Annotated in this window: 14 protein-coding genes; 8 read left to right on the forward strand and 6 right to left on the reverse strand. The window is 44.1% G+C overall.

From position 1 onward, the window contains the following. The first annotated feature begins 137 nt into the window (after window positions 1-137). The 4 genes from H5300_RS03030 (at window position 138) to H5300_RS03045 (ending at window position 6,058) form a co-directional block, all read left to right on the forward strand. Complete coding sequence (locus H5300_RS03030; RefSeq protein WP_182795373.1) at window positions 138-1,607, forward strand: aerolysin family beta-barrel pore-forming toxin; 1,470 nt, start codon at window positions 138-140, stop codon at window positions 1,605-1,607. Between the two features lie 176 nt (window positions 1,608-1,783). Then, window positions 1,784-4,087 carry a hypothetical protein gene (locus tag H5300_RS03035; RefSeq protein WP_182795374.1) on the forward strand — a complete coding sequence of 768 codons (2,304 nt, stop codon included), beginning with the start codon at window positions 1,784-1,786 and terminating at the stop codon, window positions 4,085-4,087. Next, complete coding sequence (locus H5300_RS03040; protein WP_182795375.1) at window positions 4,077-5,696, forward strand: M91 family zinc metallopeptidase; 1,620 nt, start codon at window positions 4,077-4,079, stop codon at window positions 5,694-5,696. Before H5300_RS03035 ends, H5300_RS03040 begins: the two co-directional genes overlap by 11 nt. A gap of 179 nt (window positions 5,697-5,875) precedes the next feature. Then, a complete protein-coding gene (locus H5300_RS03045) occupies window positions 5,876-6,058 on the forward strand; it encodes a hypothetical protein (protein ID WP_017077989.1) in 183 nt (60 codons plus the stop codon). A 258-nt stretch (window positions 6,059-6,316) separates the two neighbouring features. On the opposite strand, the gene H5300_RS03050 is transcribed toward H5300_RS03045, so the two are convergent. Beyond that, window positions 6,317-6,838 (reverse strand): DUF2058 domain-containing protein, encoded by a 522-nt coding sequence (locus tag H5300_RS03050; RefSeq protein WP_004734880.1) that lies wholly within the window; start codon window positions 6,836-6,838, stop codon window positions 6,317-6,319. 401 nt (window positions 6,839-7,239) lie between these two features. Here H5300_RS03050 and H5300_RS03055 point away from each other — a divergent pair, with 401 nt between their 5' ends. Together H5300_RS03055 and H5300_RS03060 are read left to right on the forward strand one after the other, a co-directional pair. Beyond that, a complete protein-coding gene (locus H5300_RS03055; RefSeq protein ID WP_182795376.1) occupies window positions 7,240-8,574 on the forward strand; it encodes a sphingomyelin phosphodiesterase in 1,335 nt (444 codons plus the stop codon). Window positions 8,575-8,613: 39 nt separating this feature from the next. Beyond that, complete coding sequence (locus H5300_RS03060; protein ID WP_182795424.1) at window positions 8,614-9,564, forward strand: chromosome partitioning protein ParA; 951 nt, start codon at window positions 8,614-8,616, stop codon at window positions 9,562-9,564. A 4-nt stretch (window positions 9,565-9,568) separates the two neighbouring features. On the opposite strand, the gene H5300_RS03065 is transcribed toward H5300_RS03060, so the two are convergent. Continuing rightward, window positions 9,569-10,603 carry an AraC family transcriptional regulator gene (locus tag H5300_RS03065; RefSeq protein ID WP_182795377.1) on the reverse strand — a complete coding sequence of 345 codons (1,035 nt, stop codon included), beginning with the start codon at window positions 10,601-10,603 and terminating at the stop codon, window positions 9,569-9,571. 169 nt (window positions 10,604-10,772) lie between these two features. Here H5300_RS03065 and H5300_RS03070 point away from each other — a divergent pair, with 169 nt between their 5' ends. Continuing rightward, window positions 10,773-11,786 (forward strand): DUF2804 domain-containing protein, encoded by a 1,014-nt coding sequence (locus H5300_RS03070; protein ID WP_182795378.1) that lies wholly within the window; start codon window positions 10,773-10,775, stop codon window positions 11,784-11,786. 87 nt (window positions 11,787-11,873) lie between these two features. After that, window positions 11,874-12,722 carry a sterol desaturase family protein gene (locus H5300_RS03075; protein WP_182795379.1) on the forward strand — a complete coding sequence of 283 codons (849 nt, stop codon included), beginning with the start codon at window positions 11,874-11,876 and terminating at the stop codon, window positions 12,720-12,722. A gap of 15 nt (window positions 12,723-12,737) precedes the next feature. On the opposite strand, the gene H5300_RS03080 is transcribed toward H5300_RS03075, so the two are convergent. From H5300_RS03080 to H5300_RS03095, 4 genes are read right to left on the reverse strand one after another with little or no spacing between them, the layout of a single operon-like run. After that, window positions 12,738-15,176 (reverse strand): carboxypeptidase-like regulatory domain-containing protein, encoded by a 2,439-nt coding sequence (locus tag H5300_RS03080; RefSeq protein ID WP_182795380.1) that lies wholly within the window; start codon window positions 15,174-15,176, stop codon window positions 12,738-12,740. Window positions 15,177-15,223: 47 nt separating this feature from the next. Continuing rightward, window positions 15,224-15,934 carry a molecular chaperone gene (locus tag H5300_RS03085; protein ID WP_182795381.1) on the reverse strand — a complete coding sequence of 237 codons (711 nt, stop codon included), beginning with the start codon at window positions 15,932-15,934 and terminating at the stop codon, window positions 15,224-15,226. Continuing rightward, on the reverse strand, window positions 15,931-16,368 hold the full coding sequence (locus H5300_RS03090) for a DUF4402 domain-containing protein (protein ID WP_182795382.1): 438 nt from the start codon (window positions 16,366-16,368) through the stop codon (window positions 15,931-15,933). The genes H5300_RS03085 and H5300_RS03090 overlap by 4 nt, the downstream gene beginning before the upstream one ends. A 52-nt stretch (window positions 16,369-16,420) precedes the next feature. Beyond that, on the reverse strand, window positions 16,421-16,855 hold the full coding sequence (locus H5300_RS03095; protein ID WP_004734871.1) for a DUF4402 domain-containing protein: 435 nt from the start codon (window positions 16,853-16,855) through the stop codon (window positions 16,421-16,423). Window positions 16,856-17,164: the final 309 nt, after the last annotated feature.

Raw genomic sequence — 17,164 nt, forward strand, 5'->3', positions numbered from 1 at the left:
GTCAACTGCTGATAATTCATGGTAGTACTGCTTGTTTCTTTGGCGAGAAGAGCGTACCACTTTCGGCAGTTGGCTTTCTCTTCTACACCTTTCCATGAATGTCGCAGTTATTATCTGAAATCGGGAGGAACTTATTAATGATTAACGTCAGTAGAACCATTCTATTTAGCACTGCCCTATCGGTAATCTCTTTTACAGCTCATGCGAAGATATACTCAGACCAAATCGTCTTAGACAAACTTGGAGAAGATATCTGTCGTTTCGACTATCGCGCTCTCAACAATTCAGAAGCTCAAGAACATAAAACAGCCCTGATATCCCGCATGAATGTTTGGGACATTGTTGGCCTTCAGCATGATTGGGTGATCATGGGCTCCGGCTATCATGGCCTCATTAAACCAGGTCAACCAAGCGACAAAACCTGGTGCTACCCTAATACACCAGAAGCGGGCTTGCCATACTACGAAGCACAAGCTATTCAAGAGAACAGTAACCTTGAAGTTCAACGAGCTTTAGTCAATGACGACACGAACTTTATCAGGCCGCTAAGTTACTTGGCTCATAGTCTTGGTTACGCTTGGGTTAGCGGCAATAACGGGCGTTACGTCGGTCAAGATATGGCAATAGAGCAACTTAACCATGGTTGGGAGATCAAAGGGAATAACAATGGAAGCTGTACCGGTGAGCGTTGTAATGAGAAGACAACCATCACTGTCGATAACTTCTCTTACGTACTCGATAACACTGCGTTTTGGCACGGCTCGGTAGAAGAAACTGACCAAGAGCTGGTCAACACCCTTACAGCTTATGCTATTAACAAGACTGATCAGCCGAAACAAATCGTCGTTGACCTTCATTTTAAACAATCCACCCAATGGAGAAAAACACAGCGCTTCGACCTTGCTGATTCAGTCGTCATTGATGAGACCTTTCATTGGCCACAAGTTGGAAAAACAGAGGTAAGAGTCGCGCTAGAAGAAGGCCAACGTTTCTCCGATACCAACAGTGGCACTCGTTTTGAGCCGACAGAACTGCAAGCCATCATTACCGTGCCTGCTCACTCCGTGCTGCCTTTTCAAGTCGAGTTCTTACGCTCTACCATCTCTTACCCATACCGCATCAAAACCAACATGAGTTACGACGTGAGCTTCACAGGTTTTCTTCGTTATAGCGGCAATGCGCTGAGCTCACATCCAACAAACCGCCCTACTGTCTCACACACCTTTACCATGGGAACCACCAGCGAAGATCAAGCCAATATCCGCTACCAATGGGACCACCGCTATATTCCTGGAGAGATGAAATGGTGGGACTGGAGTTGGGCAATCAACACCAATGGCTTGAGTAGCATGCAGTACGCCGCAGGAGCAAGTGTCCGTCCGTTCTATTCTCACGTGTCTGGTCAATTCAGTGCTGAATCTCAATATTCAGGGATGATAGATATCGGCGCTGAGCATTCTGTTGATTCATTCGATACAACGACGTTCAACAATCACGAAACCTACTACGCGGGTGATATTAAAATAGTGACTGATTTCGCCCCTGACACCCTCGCTCAACTTGGGTATCAAGATGCTCAACTTGTGATTAACCCTGTGCAGCAGTAAGCAAACTCATATTCCCCAATCTAGGTTCACCACACTGGTGGTGAGCTTTTTGCAACCCCTCAATCAAAAAAGCCAAAACACTCCTGCGTATCGGCACCCAAACGAGACTCTTGTTTATGGGTGAACCTTTATCTCGATAAATACGGCCAGCTATTCACTCCAAGAAAAAGTTAACTATGAAAAACAAAAACACGTTATGGCGGTTTGTCGCCATACTATACAGCCCCATGTCAGCCGCGCTTTGCTTAAGCAATGGAGTTCAGGATACCCAATCACTAGACACAATAAACAATGATCGTGCCTCTTTATGGTCTCGAAATGATCTTTATTTGGAACCACAGTTTGGTACTGCGTTAGGCGAACTTGAACACGATGCGCACACGCAATCTTTCACATCAGCATGGCCACAAACAGAAAAAGCGTTGGCTAACGTCCCACAAACATTCGAAAGCTCGTTGAGCCAAGAAAGCCTAATCAATAGGTTGGGTCAGGCCAGTTCTTCTACTTTGGAAGTCTTAGGGCCAATCGGAGATGCTGTTGCGGTGGGCTTTTGGGTCGACAACATGGTCCAAACATTCTCTCAGGAATCCTCAACTCGGCTCGATAAAGCGGCCTCTATCTTTTCCTTAGTTCCTCTAGTTGGTGATGAGCTAAACCTATTATCGAATGACATTAAGTACTTCGCAGCCAAAGAAAAAATCACCGAATTTGAAAACCAATCACATTACGTGTTTACCAACCACTCATCAGAATTTTCTCGTTTCCACCATAAAAAACAAGATGCAATCTCACTGATTAATAAATACGACAATCATGTGAAGCACTCTGCCTCAATGTATATCGATCACCTACTTCTTGAAGCCGACACTGAGTATCGCCGGTTAGCTTCAGCGTATGACAGGCAGTTATCTAAACAAATGGCACGAATTGATTTAGAACTGTTGAAGTCAATCGGGCATATTTCCCCTAATTCAAATCTACACCAGTCGCTATGCCAAAATGCTCAAGACTCTTTAACAGGGCTCGAACGCTGCATTCGCATTGAAGGACCAGCACGCATCGATGATCTGATTAATAAACTGAACGCAGACAACTATAACGAACTCGCTTTGAATATACATAGCAAGAAAAGAGAACTTGTTGAAATTGCTTTGCGCCGACTATCCACACATAGAGAGAACACAATTAAACGGCTCATAGAAAAGTCAAAGCCTCACGTGGTATCGATCATTACACACAGCAAAATCAACCGAAGTATATTGGAATTTCAAGTAAGACAAAGTGGATTGAGAGAGTATGCGAAAGAAATGTGGGATATCGATTACCTGAGCGAGGAACAACTCAGTACAGCAACTATAGAAGTCCGTCCCGCAAGAACTTGCTGGGGTGTTCCTTCGATTGCCCCAGGCGGTATTCAAGCTTCTCTAGATGCATGTAAAGACTCTGGCCCATTGTACGATACTTACCACCCTAAAAAGGATCCTGAGTTATCCGAATTGTTGCTAAAAAAGGTAGAATTTAATGTCGAACAGCATATTGCATCGAGGGTGGTTAATGGTTGGCCAATAGGCTTATTTAGAACTCAGCTGATCAACACAGCTAGCGCTTATATATCCGGCCAGTCATCGAATAAACTATTTGAAGAGCTAGTGTCCGAGTTAGCGAACATCGAGATTCTTAGCTACCAAACGCCTTTCAGCGAATACTTAGATAGCAAAGGAATTGACAGCTCTGATCCAAATGTTCGTAAAAGTTGGCATCAGATTAGCCGTTGGTATGAACTACTGCTAACAGAGCGACCGAGCGGCGGAGTGTTAGATCAAATCAAACAATATGAAATTTTTAAACATTTTATTCAACCTCAATTCAAGCTCGCTATTTCAATGTCTTACATCCGCTCTCTGAACTACTCGTTACCGTATCCAAGTGTATACTCTGCAGCAAACCTTAGGTTTTATGCCCCTAAAATGGCAGACATACTCGATGACGTGATGTCGCAGCCAAGCGCTCACTTTGAACGAAACTTTCAAAGCGCTATTGAAAGCATCATTGAAGAGGCAATGAAGACGACGAATGCCAACCAACTTCAATATTTATTAGGCGATCTTTCTCTCTACCTTCAAATCGCACAACATCAGCAGTCAGAATTCAATGTATCACCTAACAGCAAGCATCAGCTGTTTAACAGTACGCTTTCAACTCCTCACCTAAACTACCTTTCCAATGAGTATCAAGATGAAATGGAACAGCAGGTAGCTTATGTAGCTTATGTAGCTTCGCATGCGCTATGGAGCCAGCTAGCGGACATAAAAATAGCGTTGAACGAAGGAAGCCTTGAGTCTGCAATTGACCAACTTGGGCGAATCATTAAACAAGAAGAGCTGACTCTGCTTCCACATATCACCCATTTTCTTCTTGTAGAACTCGAAGATTGGATTGAATTACAAATAGCGTTAGAGGAGTCAGTTTATGAAAAATAGTATTATCCTAGCCCTATCAGGGTTTTTAATGCTTGTTAACTCAATAAATGCATACGCAGGAAAAGGGTCAGAATTTGGTCTTTTTTACGATGCTCCGGATGGCGTAAAAGTCATTGCTGGCTACAATTCAGACACCTACGGAAAACTCTATCGCATGTCGAGAAACCTCTATGTACAAACAAAGAGTGACGCCTACCTCTCCGATATGAGCGTATTGATCCGCAAACTGCAGCTATCGCAAACTGGACGAGAAATCTTACGACAAATAGCAACTTACACACCGGTCAATGCGCCGAATGATGGTGTTGCCCCATTAATTGAACACACGATAGGGGTCGATCAGTCTAAAGCTACTATTGTCACTGTGATAAGAGAACCAGAAGGACCAGGAAGACTCTTTGAGACGATACCCTCTATATTTGAAGATCAACAAAAGGCCTCGCTTGCTTGGCAGCGACAATTTAATGGTAAGGGGGTCTCGAATACGGTTTACTTCTCCACCACGGAGATAGTCAATATTCCAGGAACAGAGACACCGTTTGATCAAACCGTCGCATTAGGGCATGAACTCATACACGCGAGAGACTTCTCTTCTGGTGCCGTCCCTCAAGGTAATGCGCCTCTGTATCACCGACACCCAGACACCAATAAAGCGACAGAGTATGTGATTCCAAATTATGAATATCAGACCACAGGAATTACTCACTACAACAATGCTGAACACGGTCGAGATCCCGTTACGGAAATCAGTAGTGCCAGGCAGTCAATCATCAACCTTCGTGAAGAGATGTACTTCCAATGGAAAGCGCTAGGACAAGAAAAACCTAAGGCGTATTTAAAAAATGAAAAGCTCGTGAGTGAATTTCATTTGGCTGACGATTTGGGAAAAGTAAAAAGAAACACCTATTGGCCGAAAGAGCACTACGACTACAAGCCATATACGCTTGAAACAAGACCATCCGCAACACCTCAGCATGCACCGAACTGGGATACTGTAGAAGGGAAAATGGCACATATCGAAGTTAGACAAGCACTAAAGAAATCGTTAAGTGAAGGTAACAAACCTGCGATTGTCATCGTTGATGCTACCGAACAACGCTTATCTCAAAGCTTGCAAAACTCACCAGCGCTGACACGCAGAGGACTCGGAAACCAAAGTTCAATTCTAAAATACGCTGCTCAAAACGATATTAAAGTGGTCAATATTTATAGCAAGCAGAATGAGACTCCACTGAGCTCCTTAAAGAAACGTAAAAAGAGCCTTCTTTATCGTTCAATTTCAGGAAAACAAGCAGATGCAGACCAAGGTTATAGTGATGTGCAATACAGCAAAGACAATCAAAGCTCGTTAGTCTCAGCGCTTGAGGAAAACGACGATGTATTAGTTATGGCCTACTCAGATGGCAAAATGACAACCAACGTTATCGACAGCCTTTCCGAGAGTATGGCTAAGGAAGTAATTGTGTCACGATACGCTAACTTAGATTACCAACCTTCAAACCTCAGTGCGGAAGAAAGTACTGCATGGAAGGCGCTTGATAAAAAAGGGAATGTAAAAATGTTAGGTGGAGGTAGCCGCTCTCGCTTCAATATATGTAGCATCCAATAAACAACATTGTCGAACACGAAGTACTTTATATCGCTGCTCCTTTCTGTGCCCAAGCACAGCAACAAGTAGCGGGGTTATGACAAATAAACCCGCTACTTGACTTAAAAATGAAATCACAACGAAACAAAAGTTTGAGTTAATGGAGTCGGTTATACACTGGGATTCCATCAGGAGGATCTATGAAACATTGCCCATCTTGTTCAACTGAACTGGTCGCAAGAGACGATGTACAAATTTGCCCACGCAATGAAATCGGCGACTGCTATTTTGATGGCTATGAGCAATATCAGCTCGAATACCATCAACTTAAAAACAACCAACAAGACTCAACTTTCGACATCGCAGACATTGTTGCCGATTAGCTGGCCAAAGCCTTAGTAGGTAACCTACCTACTTAGCTACTTAGCTACTTAGCTACTTACCAGTAAAGCGGTCGTAAGTGATACACCGGCAATGAATTATTTCTCAAATATAGAGACATGACCGGTTCAGATGAGCCCGTAAATAATTCTATGCAGTTGCCAACATTGAAAAAGCCCCGACGTAAGGACACATCGGGGCTTTTAATACTTCTTCACGCCACAAGTAATTGACGAATTAGATAGTGGTTTAGTCGAGGACTACCACATTAGATCATCTGGGATCACGAAGTCTTTGTACGGGTCATCTTCGTCAACTTCATCAGAGCTTGAAGCTTGAGTATCAACGATAGATTCTTCGTCACGCATGGCGATCTTGTTCGCTACCGCAGTAGGGATAACAACATAGCTTTCGCCTTGACGCGCGATACTTAGAATACCTTTACTTAGTTGCTTTTGAGTCAGGTCTTCTACGTAAAGGTATTTAACTAGCGTACCATCGGTGAAGTTGTATTTGATCTCACCATTCTTCTGTTCGATCTTGTTCATCTCAATCAGTTGCTTCACTTGAGCTTTAATTTCTTTGCTCAACTGCTGTTCTTTCAACTGTTGGTTTAACTCTTTGTCTTTCGCTTGCTGCGCCAGTTTAGTTTCTTCTGCTGCCGCTTTTGCTTCACGAGACTGAACGCGAGACTTTTTAGAGCCCTTCTTCGCCTTCTTTAATTTTTTCTCATTTACCAAGCCAGCTTTAAGCATTTGCTCTTGGAGTGTTAACTTTGCCATGACTTTCCCAGTTCAGGATTAAAAACGACACTATCATACCTGTTTTTGAGGAATCTGTTTACTGAACAATGGCAAAATTTATGCTGATAGAGCAAGGCGGTTAGCGTTTTCCCTTATCGTGATTCACAGCATCCATTTCTGGTTATTTACCGACCTATGATTTCCACGAAAACAACCAATAGTGACTTACCCTCAAACCCAAATCGTTCCTCTATTTTTTAGCGTGCGCGCGTATCACTTATCATTCAGGCAAAGCAATATGTTAATTTTCAATGAGTAATCTAATTTATAAAACCATGGCATATATCTAATATTTGGATAATTCCCATAGAGTTATAACTCCAATGTCACAACTCTTTACTACGTTATTCTTTAAACCAATCAGTAAGGATAACGTGAAAATGAAAACTCAATGGACTTGCCTGAGTGCAATACTTGCATCAGCTTCATTCATTTCAACCTCGGCTATTGCAGATACCGATGTGTACCTGACCAATAACACGAGCCAAGTAATGACTATTCAAACCAATCACACGGGTACCGACCAGCTTCAATTCGGTGATGAGTGGCAGCAACATGTTGAACAGATTGGCCCTTGGGAGACGAAGAAGCTGATCAGTTTCAATCGCTGGACTGGTGTTAAATCTGGGAAGACCTACGAGTTTGATACTGTGGTATCGAACGCTGTGGGTGAGAGTGTCACGCTCAACCAAACCATGAAGGGTCATTGGTACAACTCGACACTGCAACATGGCTTGAGTGCCGCAGACGTCAACCTAACGTTGCATGACGATCGTAATATTCATCGCAGCACAACCGATGCATTCGGGGTCAATGCAGAGCTAGCACTTAAAGCCGATTCTACGGCGCGCTACGATGATATTTATTACACCATCACCCCGCCCAAAGTGGATGAGCAGCCAGAGCCGGATGCCAATACACTGAAAGTCATGACTTACAACATCTGGGCGCTGCCTGCCATCGCTTCACATATTGGTGACCGCTATGACCTGCTCCCTCAATACGTAAAGGGCTACGACGTGCTGGCGCTTCAAGAGGTGTTTGCCAACGGACGAGATAAGTTCCTACGTGAGCTTGCAAAAGAGTATCCTTATCAAACTAAAATGCTCGATAAAGATGGGATTAACATCTATGACGGCGGCGTGATCATTGTCAGCCGCTACCCTATTGTCAACGAAGCGCAATACGTGTTCCCTGATTGTACAGGCACAGATTGTTTCGCTGATAAGGGCGTGAATTATGCCGAGGTTATCAAGAATGGTCAGGCTTACCATGTTTTCGGCACCCACACGGCATCATTCGATACCGATACCGCTCGTGACTACCGACAGCGCCAATTTAAACAGATGCGTCAGCTTGCTCAATCACTGGAAATACCAACTTCAGAGACGGTTATTTATAGCGGTGACTTCAACGTGAACAAGCTGAAGTTCCCAGGCGACTACCAACAAATGTTCGCTAACCTGCAAGCTGATGAACCAACCTACTCTGGTTACACCGCTTCAACCTTTGACCCACGCATCAACAACTTTGCGGGCGAACCTATGTCGGGTGGTGAAAACGTTGAGTATCTCGATTATGTGGTAGTAAGCTCGGAATATGGCGCCAAAGCGCATAACGACAATCGTGTGGATGTCCCAAGATCAACAAGCAGTGAGCTATGGAAGCACTACAACCTTTCAGACCACTTCCCTGTTAGTGCCGTGATCAAGTAACTCGGTGAACCAATAATGCATCGAGTTATATTAATCATAATGCTCGTCGCGGTGACGAGCATTGTTGGCTACTCATGGTCATCAAAAACGAACGAAACACCGCTATCTTCTGCTCAACACACAGAAGCTAAGCCGCGTGTTTCTGCGACAACTGATGACGATAATTCCACGCCCACTGCAACCGCCAGTTCGGAAAACTCCGCATCGCACAGCAATCAAGCCCAAGCTGGAGCACTGGACGGTAAAATTCTTGCTGAAAACTTGAGTGAATTCGAAGGTAAGGCTTTATTCGATGAACTCGATGGGTTCTGGAAGCTTTGCCAACAACGTGATGACTGCACTGAGCAACTCGCACGATTGAAATCAGAGTTGCCGAGTATATGGTTTGAGTTACTGAGCGACTATCCGCAGCTATCAGTCGACTGGCAATTAGCCCAAAGTACCATCCCACTTGAATCCATAGAGACTCTTGAAGATCGTGTTGCCTTATTCAAACAGTCTGCACAGCAAGTATGGGGAGAGTTGGCCCACCAACTATTCGCAGACCAGTTTGCGCATTTAGATTTTACGCTTGACGCCAATACCCTTGAAGAGAACGAAGCGAACCAGTTTTTGGCCAACTATCAAGATTTGCTTAGCGAATGGCAAAACAATACGGGCACGTTAAACGCCGAAACACAGCTTCAAAAATATGAACTGGCAGTCTCTTTGATACCCAGCAGCTATAGCCCTGCTGAGATAGTCTCAGTCAAAGCCGACCTTCAAGAGGCCTACTTAGATGAAATGCAGGCCAGCAACATTACCGCAAGAGAACAGCAAGTCGCGCAACAGCAACAAACCGTGATGAGTTATCACGAGCAACTGGATCAACTCAAAGCGACCTTAGGCTCTCAGCGAACCTCAAGTTATGCCACTTGGACTCAACAAAATTGGGACAGTTACTATCAGCAGCAAGTCACCGATTTCAGGGAGCAGTTTTTTAGCAAGTAACGCTTTAACTTAAACCGTCACGAAACTGCGCGGGCGTTTTATTGATCCAACCTTTAAACGCCCTTCTGAAATTTGCAGGGTCGCTATAACCGAGCCTTTCACCGATGTCATCGATACTCATGGTTGTGCCGAGTAACAGCTCTTTGGCCAGTTCCACTCGAACTTCAGTAAGCAATATTTGATAACTGGAATCATGGGTCACTAGCTCTCGCCTGAGCGTACGAGAGCTACAACCAAACTCATCCGCGAGTTGCTCTATATTCGGGAAACTACCTGCGGTTTGATAAAAGATCGTTTTGATCTGGTTAGTCAGCAGGTGCTCAGAGTCCAGCGTTTGGACTATCGACTGGCAAGACGCAAGATAGCGCTTCAGTGTCGCGGCATCATGAGTCAATAAGGTTTGTGATAAAACCGAGGCATCAAAACGCAGTTCACAATGGTTTTGCTCAAAAATCACCGGGCACTGGAAGCGGTTGTCATAAAGCTTGGTGTAATTGGGACGAGCGTAAGGCAAAGCCAAAGTATGAATATCCAACTCATGACCAGTCAGTTCTTTGAACAAAGAGACGATTGAACTCAAGAAATACTCACTGCAGAAAGGCAGGAGTTCGCCCACTTCCAAAGTGTTCTCTATCCGAATCACCGCTTGCTCGGAATCTAGAAATAATTTAACCGAGAAAATAGGACCGTTCAGGCGCAGATATTTAAAGCCCGACTTGATGGCCTCCCCGACATTTTGACTGGTCGATAGCGCATAACCCAACACACCAAAGTGACTCAAGCTAGCGTGTTCTCCCAGCCAAAGCCCTAAGCCATCGTGAGGAAAGCTTTGATTAGCCGAGCTAAATAACGCAAGTTTATCAGCGTAAGTCAGCTTTCCATTCGGGTCTCGCCAATCCATGTTCGGCAAACCCACATCATTGAGTAGCCTTTCAATATCGATACCTCGTTGCTCTAACGTATTCAACAGCAGCGCGATATCTAATGTCCCCAACTGATGCCGATGTCCGGCTGGCTTATACTCCGCGATAATCTCCAATAGTCTCTCCTTATATCGAGCCCACTCCCATCAACATGACTACTCAGCTTCAACAACACTACTGACAAAATCGTGATTGGCAACGCGCTCTTGTCCGAATATGACCTCCCAATTCTACGCTACTCATCGCACAATGGCTTTAATTGTTAAATTAATGTGAACCATCGCAATGATAAAAACGAACCCAGCGCCACACAGTTTGATTGATTCTAATGGTCAGCCGAGCATTGGACATTTCGATGGCATCCCAAAGCACCTGAACATCGAGAACTTTGACTACCGAAACTCGATGGATTCAAAAGCAGCCCCTTGGCAGAAGCACTTCCACTACAAGCAATTCCAATTTGTCAGCATTGTCACCGACACGCACATTATTGGTGTCGCTATCGCGGATATTCGCTACTTAGGCTCGGCATTTTGTTATCTGTACGATATTGAAAACAACCATCTAGAAGAGTCATCTTGGTTGAGGCCATTTGGGTTTGATAAACAAGTTACCGCTTCGCCATTTGACGGCACGACAAACATTGCAGGCCAAAGCATCATCTTTAATATTGAAGGCGGGCAATGGCAAGTTCGATTAAATACCAAACTCATCAAGGCCGATATCGCTTTAGAGCCTGAAGCCGACAGCTTGCCCTTGGCGATGTGCAGCCCAACGGGTTATTCAGGTTGGACTTACACCCAAAAGCACAATGCTTTGCGCATCAGCGGTGACATCCAAATCAAAGGAGAATCACTCGTTCTCGAACAAGCTCGTGCCGGTTATGACTTTTCAGCGGGCTACATGAGACGTGAAACCAGTTGGCGCTGGGCAAGTATCAACACGCAATCCCATGGCACAGATATTGGCCTAAACCTCGCGGCGGGCGTGAATGAGACTGGAGGCTGCGAAAACGTATTGTGGGTCAGTGGAACCAGACACTTACTTAACCCGGTACAGTTTACGTTTAGTCGCCAAGACACGAATTTACCTTGGCAGATAACATCACAAGATGGACGTATAAACCTGACCTTTACGCCCTTAAATAATCGCAGCGAAAAGCTCAATTTATGGCTGTTAAAGAGTAACTTTCGTCAGTTCGTTGGTCATTTTTCTGGCTCGACTGAAGACAACAATGGAGTGACACATCGACTCGATGGTGTTCTTGGCCTAACAGAAGATCACTTTGCACGCTGGTAGCGAAATTCTGCTAACTGAATCTCAGACGATCAAGTCTAAGTAAACTTGATACTAAGAACGCGTATGGCGTCTCAACAAGGATAAAACATGAATATCGACGCATTAATCAATCACCCAGAATGGCTACTGTTGGTATTAGCGCCCTTGTTCGTGGTGTGCATGTTGGCTGAGTATTTTATCGGTCAGAAACAAGGTCGACTACCAGATAACTCCAGCTATAAACTTTCAGAGGTGATATGTAACTTCACGCTGGCGGGAATGCATCAACTCTCCGATTTGCTCACCGGGTTATTGGTCGTGCAGCTGTATCTCTGGATGTTCGGTTGGCGCTTGATGGACATTGAAATGGGCGTGCTGAGTTTTGTTGTATTGATAGTGTTACAAGACTTTTGCTATTACTGGTTCCATAGAGCAAGCCATCGTGTTCGCTGGATGTGGGCAGCACACGTCGCGCACCACAGCTCAGAACAGATGAACTTCAGTACGGCTTTCCGTCAAAGCTTAATGTACCCACTTGCTGGGATGTGGCTATTCTGGGTACCGTTGGTCATCATAGGTTTTGACCCTAAATGGGTCATCTTTGTGGTGCTTCTGAATCTAGGTTTGCAGTTCTTTGTCCATACACAATGGATACGAAGCTTGGGACCACTTGAATACATCTTTAACACCCCTTCGCATCATCGAGTACATCACGGCAAAAACCCGCAATACATCGATAAGAACTACGCCGGTGTTTTGATCATTTGGGATAAGTTGTTTGGTACGTTCGAACCTGAAATTGAAACCGTGCGTTACGGCGTCACCAAGCCCGTAAACAGTTTTAACCCGATAGTAGTCACCTTTCAAGAATGGAAGGCCATATTCAAAGATTTGAAGAACCGAGAGCTAACCATGAAACAAAAAGTGCGATTGATACTGTCGCCTCCTTCAGACTAATCAAAACGATCGGATTTAGTACACCTTATGAAAATCAATGAGGTTGAATGTGAGGTCGCTTACCCAGAAATCGCCGTCCAAGTCGGCACCTTGCACGTATCGCTTGTCGCCCATTTCTAAAGTCACAATGTATTTGCCCGCGATGAGCCCCTCTACCATGTAAAAGCCATCGCTCTCAATCTCGCTCGAATACTCGGTGCCTTTCTGGATATGTTTAAAGTGCAGATAAGCACTGTTTTCTAGATCGCCTTCCACTGTGCCATCGACGCCAAATGACACCACCATTTCGATGTGAGCATGAGTTAGCCCGACTTGCTTAGTGTTTACAAACACAGGGTTTTGAATCGGCGTGAGGTTAAGGTCGAGTGCCCCTTCATCGATATAGATAGGTAGATTATCTCGAGCCGGAACACTTGAGAATTCAAATCGGCCCTTTGCATCACTGACCGCTCGTTGGTCCAAGATTTGTAGGCTTACGCCTGGTATGGGTTGTCTGTGGTGATCGTAGACAACGCCCGTCAGCTTAGAATGGTTGTATCGATTCCACTCAACAAACTCACCAATGCTTTCATCAAAGTAAGTTTTAGCACCGAATTCTGTCGTCATCTCGACACCGTATCGGTCTTCGGTTCCTTCTAGCTTAAAGAGTAAATAAGGGTTCACTCGAGCTTCTAAAGAAGCGGAAAACGAAACTTCCTGTTTCTGATAGCGAGCCGATACGTTCGTCGTGAGCTCTTGAAAAACCTCCAACGGATCTAACAGGCACTCTTTGCACGCATTTCTCAGAGACAGCTCCGTTCGTTCATGATGACCAGAGCCATCAACAGTTCCAGAAATATTCCACGACGTATCCGAAAAACCGCTTTTAGCCAAGCCAATCGTATGGAGGTAATCGTCTTGATGAGAAGCTTTGATGTATCGATAGTCACCGGCGTATGAGACAAACAGATTACGAGCCACTTTCGAGTTCAACTTGGGTTCAACGCTCAACTCATCTTCATCATCCCTTACCGTCAAAAAGGCCGTTAGATTGGCAAGCGACAGGTTGTATTTGAAAACATCGTACTCCATCGACTCTAAGTCCAATTCATCGGTTTTATTGAGCTCTATCGATGCCGACTGATCGCCGTTGATCAAGATATCAAACTCCATTGGAAAGCGATTGAACTCAGGTAACCAACCGATATGACCCGCGAACCAATGCGCCGGTAAGTATCGTCCTTGAACACCAATCAAGTCTTTGCCATTTTGCCTCATAAAGGCACTACCCACGGTGAAGTAATCGGCAAGCCCATATTCGAGCGACACAGCGCCAGCTCGGTCTGCACCTTCATTGCCTACCACTTGCACGCCCCACTCATTACTTGGCAGAAATGCATCTTCTAAACCGGCGACGGTGATCTCTTCTTCCTGCCAGACACCTTTCGATAAGTAGTAGCGAAACTTGATGGTGTCACCGGGGGAGATGTTGTCTTCTTCAACCACGAAACGTCCAAACTCATCAGAGCGATAAGTGGTTTGATAAATGCCATTGACCAAAACATCGATACTGATGTTGGGTTGAGTGGTTCGTTCGAGTTGAAGGTTACCGAACTCTGTTTGTCGCTTTCGGTTGGTGTAATAGAGCCCATCTTCGAGGGTTTGATTCACGGTAAAGACACTGCCATCTAATAACACATGGCCGACTTCCAAAGAGCCTTCACCGTCATGAGCTTCTACCGCAATGTTGTAATAAACGATGGGGTTATCTTCTCGTGAATCAATCGACAAGCGAGACAAGGAGTGTTCAGTGCTTAATATGGTGTCTGAAATTGCGTAAACATCACCGCCAGTTTCACTGTCGTGATAAACCGAAGTCGCTAACCGAGTCGCCAAACCCACGGCGGCAACAGGTTCGAAAGCTGGCGTGTTTTCAGCTCGCTTGAGATCCTCGGCCTTTTTACGTGATTCATTTTTCATCTTAGAAATAGCGGCTTCCAGTTCAGTCAATGAACTGAATTCTGGAGTAACGGTGAGCCGATAATCATCAATATCCCAACGCACTTTTGCTGGGATACAAGCTTGCAAGCTGTACCAGTGGATGTAAGTTTCTGAGTCGATGACTTGATATTTGATCGACTGGATATTGGTGTCATCGCGATAACAAATGGCTTGTTCGGTATCTAAAATGTACGGAGGAGATTCTCTTCCCACATCTTGAGGCAAATACAGTTCGCAATATCCGCTTTCATCACACTGACCATTCATTTCGAGCAGATAAAAAGCGGCATTGGATATCGAAATGAAGGGTTCTTCGTAGTCATCCATCATGACACGATAAAAGCTATCCCCGACTTTCCCGACTCGAACTTCAACATGGGCTGGATAGAGTTCACTCGCCTCACTTTCTGCTTTAGATTGCGAATACGCACCAAAAGGAAACAGTGAAGCGAGCAACAAAAGCCGCCAAACCATGCAATTGAACACTGGCTTTTATAGAGTCAGCGACAATGAAACGAGCACTACAGAACACATTCGTACAGAGGCTGTTCGTTCTGAACCAGTGAGATCTTTGAGCCTTTTGGGAAAGGCTTGGTTAATTCAGCATTACGAAGTAGCACCACTTTTTCGCTATGCTCGTCTACATTCAATTTCGCAGTAAACTGAAAGTTACCGTCGTTGCGAATCTTGATGCTTTGGTTGTCACACCCAAACTTAACATCTTGCACCTGCTCACCTTTCTGAACATAAACAGGTACATAACTGTTGATGTGAAAGTTCAGTTGAAAGGCTGAACCATCACTGTTGGTTTTACTTGAAGACAACGCAATGTCTGATAGCTCTGCAGCTTTTGCTATTGGGGAAAACCACAAGTAAGCACGATATTCACCATCAGCCATGTCAGCAGGTAAAGCATTCATACGTAAGCGAACCGTGCGTCTTTGATTGGGTTTAAGTTCACGAATTATTGGTGGTGACACTTTAATCCAACTCGCGATATCTTCTGATTGCGCGATATTAGCGTCAGTTCGAACTAAGCCACTCGCCTTTACCGGGCGATAAATCGGTTTTATCTCCAAGCGAATCGGTTGATCTGAATTGTTTTCGACGACGATTTTTTCAGTCACCGAAGTGTCGGCATCCAGCACAAAACGAGTCGGTGCGATAAGTAACTGAGCATAGGCTTGTGTTGTGAAGATTAAGCCGAGAACACATGAGATAAACAACTTCATTTATAATTAACCTCAAAAGGGATTGTACTGGTGTAAAGGCCTGCTGGGTGGTTAGCGCCGATTTTCACTTTGGCACCAATACACAATAATTTGCTTCTTCCATTCCCGTTGATTTTGGCTCTACCACGCTTTGATAAGCCACAACCAAAATAAAACTTTCTAATACGCAGGCGTTTGGATTTACGAGAATGGTTTAGATATTGCTTGGAAGGGAGAGAAACCACGATTTTTTTACCAGGCTCACCTTCAACATAAAAACGAACCACATAAACCTGACTATTGGATGGGTTTGAATCCGCATTCTGGCCCGACCCAGAGATATACATACCCGGAAATTTCACTTCCATATTCTCAGGAATAATTTCTAGCGCATGAAAAGGGCTGGAGTAAATCATCAGACCAATATAAATCGCGCATTTGAATAGAACACTCATAGTAAAAGCGGCTGCTTTATAGCAGCCACAATATTACACTGGTTTCATTTAATTACTGGTAAGTAACATCTACTGCAACGTTAGCAGTATATGTACCAGCAACTAATGTCGCACTTGAAGTACGTGCAGTACCACCAATATTAAGAGCCGCAGTACCACCGGTAAGAGTAATAGCGTTATTAAAGTCGAATTCAGCTGCAATCGTATTTACGCCGTTAACCAAGTTAGTATCAGAAATACTTACTGTTACTGCATCACCAGATTCTCCAGAAAGAGTAAATGCCGCAGCTCCAGCATCACCTTGAGCGATAACAACGTCCGTTGTATTGTCTGAAGTGATGATACCGAAGTCAAGATCACTTGTTTTTGTCATTGTAATTGCTTGTTTTACTTCTAGTGTTGCATCAAAAGTGTCACTCACAGCGAAAACGTTCGCTGAAGAGATAGAAAGTGCAGATACAGCAACAACCTTAAAGACTTTGTTCATTTCTTTAATCCTTTATATAAAATCGGCTTTATTATTAGGGTTACCTAATAGTCAATCAAAGTTAACAATTAAGTAACAACAATCCTATTTAGAAAATATATATATTGACACTTATTTATAAAGAAATGAGGCGCAGTGAGAATAAGATCACGCAAATTGATATAAATAACACTAACAATAATAATGGTATTGGATCATTTTTACCAATTATATATAAAACTGGTTTTACACTTAATTCCTTTATTTTTGTACGTAATTACTACTATAAAAAGACCTTAATTAAAGTAACCCTAAAATAAAGAACAAGAA

Origin of the sequence: Vibrio sp. SG41-7, assembly GCF_014164465.1 — a bacterium.
Lineage (GTDB): Bacteria > Pseudomonadota > Gammaproteobacteria > Enterobacterales > Vibrionaceae > Vibrio > Vibrio splendidus.

Coding starts and splice junctions, on each gene's coding strand:
- H5300_RS03040 (WP_182795375.1), top strand. CDS start 4,077: ATGAAAAATAGTATTATCCTAGCCCTATCAGGGTTTTTAATGCTTGTT.
- H5300_RS03045 (WP_017077989.1), top strand. CDS start 5,876: ATGAAACATTGCCCATCTTGTTCAACTGAACTGGTCGCAAGAGACGAT.
- H5300_RS03070 (WP_182795378.1), top strand. CDS start 10,773: ATGATAAAAACGAACCCAGCGCCACACAGTTTGATTGATTCTAATGGT.
- H5300_RS03085 (WP_182795381.1), bottom strand. CDS start 15,934: ATGAAGTTGTTTATCTCATGTGTTCTCGGCTTAATCTTCACAACACAA.
- H5300_RS03050 (WP_004734880.1), bottom strand. CDS start 6,838: ATGGCAAAGTTAACACTCCAAGAGCAAATGCTTAAAGCTGGCTTGGTA.
- H5300_RS03095 (WP_004734871.1), bottom strand. CDS start 16,855: ATGAACAAAGTCTTTAAGGTTGTTGCTGTATCTGCACTTTCTATCTCT.
- H5300_RS03060 (WP_182795424.1), top strand. CDS start 8,614: ATGCTCGTCGCGGTGACGAGCATTGTTGGCTACTCATGGTCATCAAAA.
- H5300_RS03080 (WP_182795380.1), bottom strand. CDS start 15,176: ATGGTTTGGCGGCTTTTGTTGCTCGCTTCACTGTTTCCTTTTGGTGCG.
- H5300_RS03035 (WP_182795374.1), top strand. CDS start 1,784: ATGAAAAACAAAAACACGTTATGGCGGTTTGTCGCCATACTATACAGC.
- H5300_RS03055 (WP_182795376.1), top strand. CDS start 7,240: ATGAAAACTCAATGGACTTGCCTGAGTGCAATACTTGCATCAGCTTCA.
- H5300_RS03075 (WP_182795379.1), top strand. CDS start 11,874: ATGAATATCGACGCATTAATCAATCACCCAGAATGGCTACTGTTGGTA.
- H5300_RS03030 (WP_182795373.1), top strand. CDS start 138: ATGATTAACGTCAGTAGAACCATTCTATTTAGCACTGCCCTATCGGTA.
- H5300_RS03090 (WP_182795382.1), bottom strand. CDS start 16,368: ATGAGTGTTCTATTCAAATGCGCGATTTATATTGGTCTGATGATTTAC.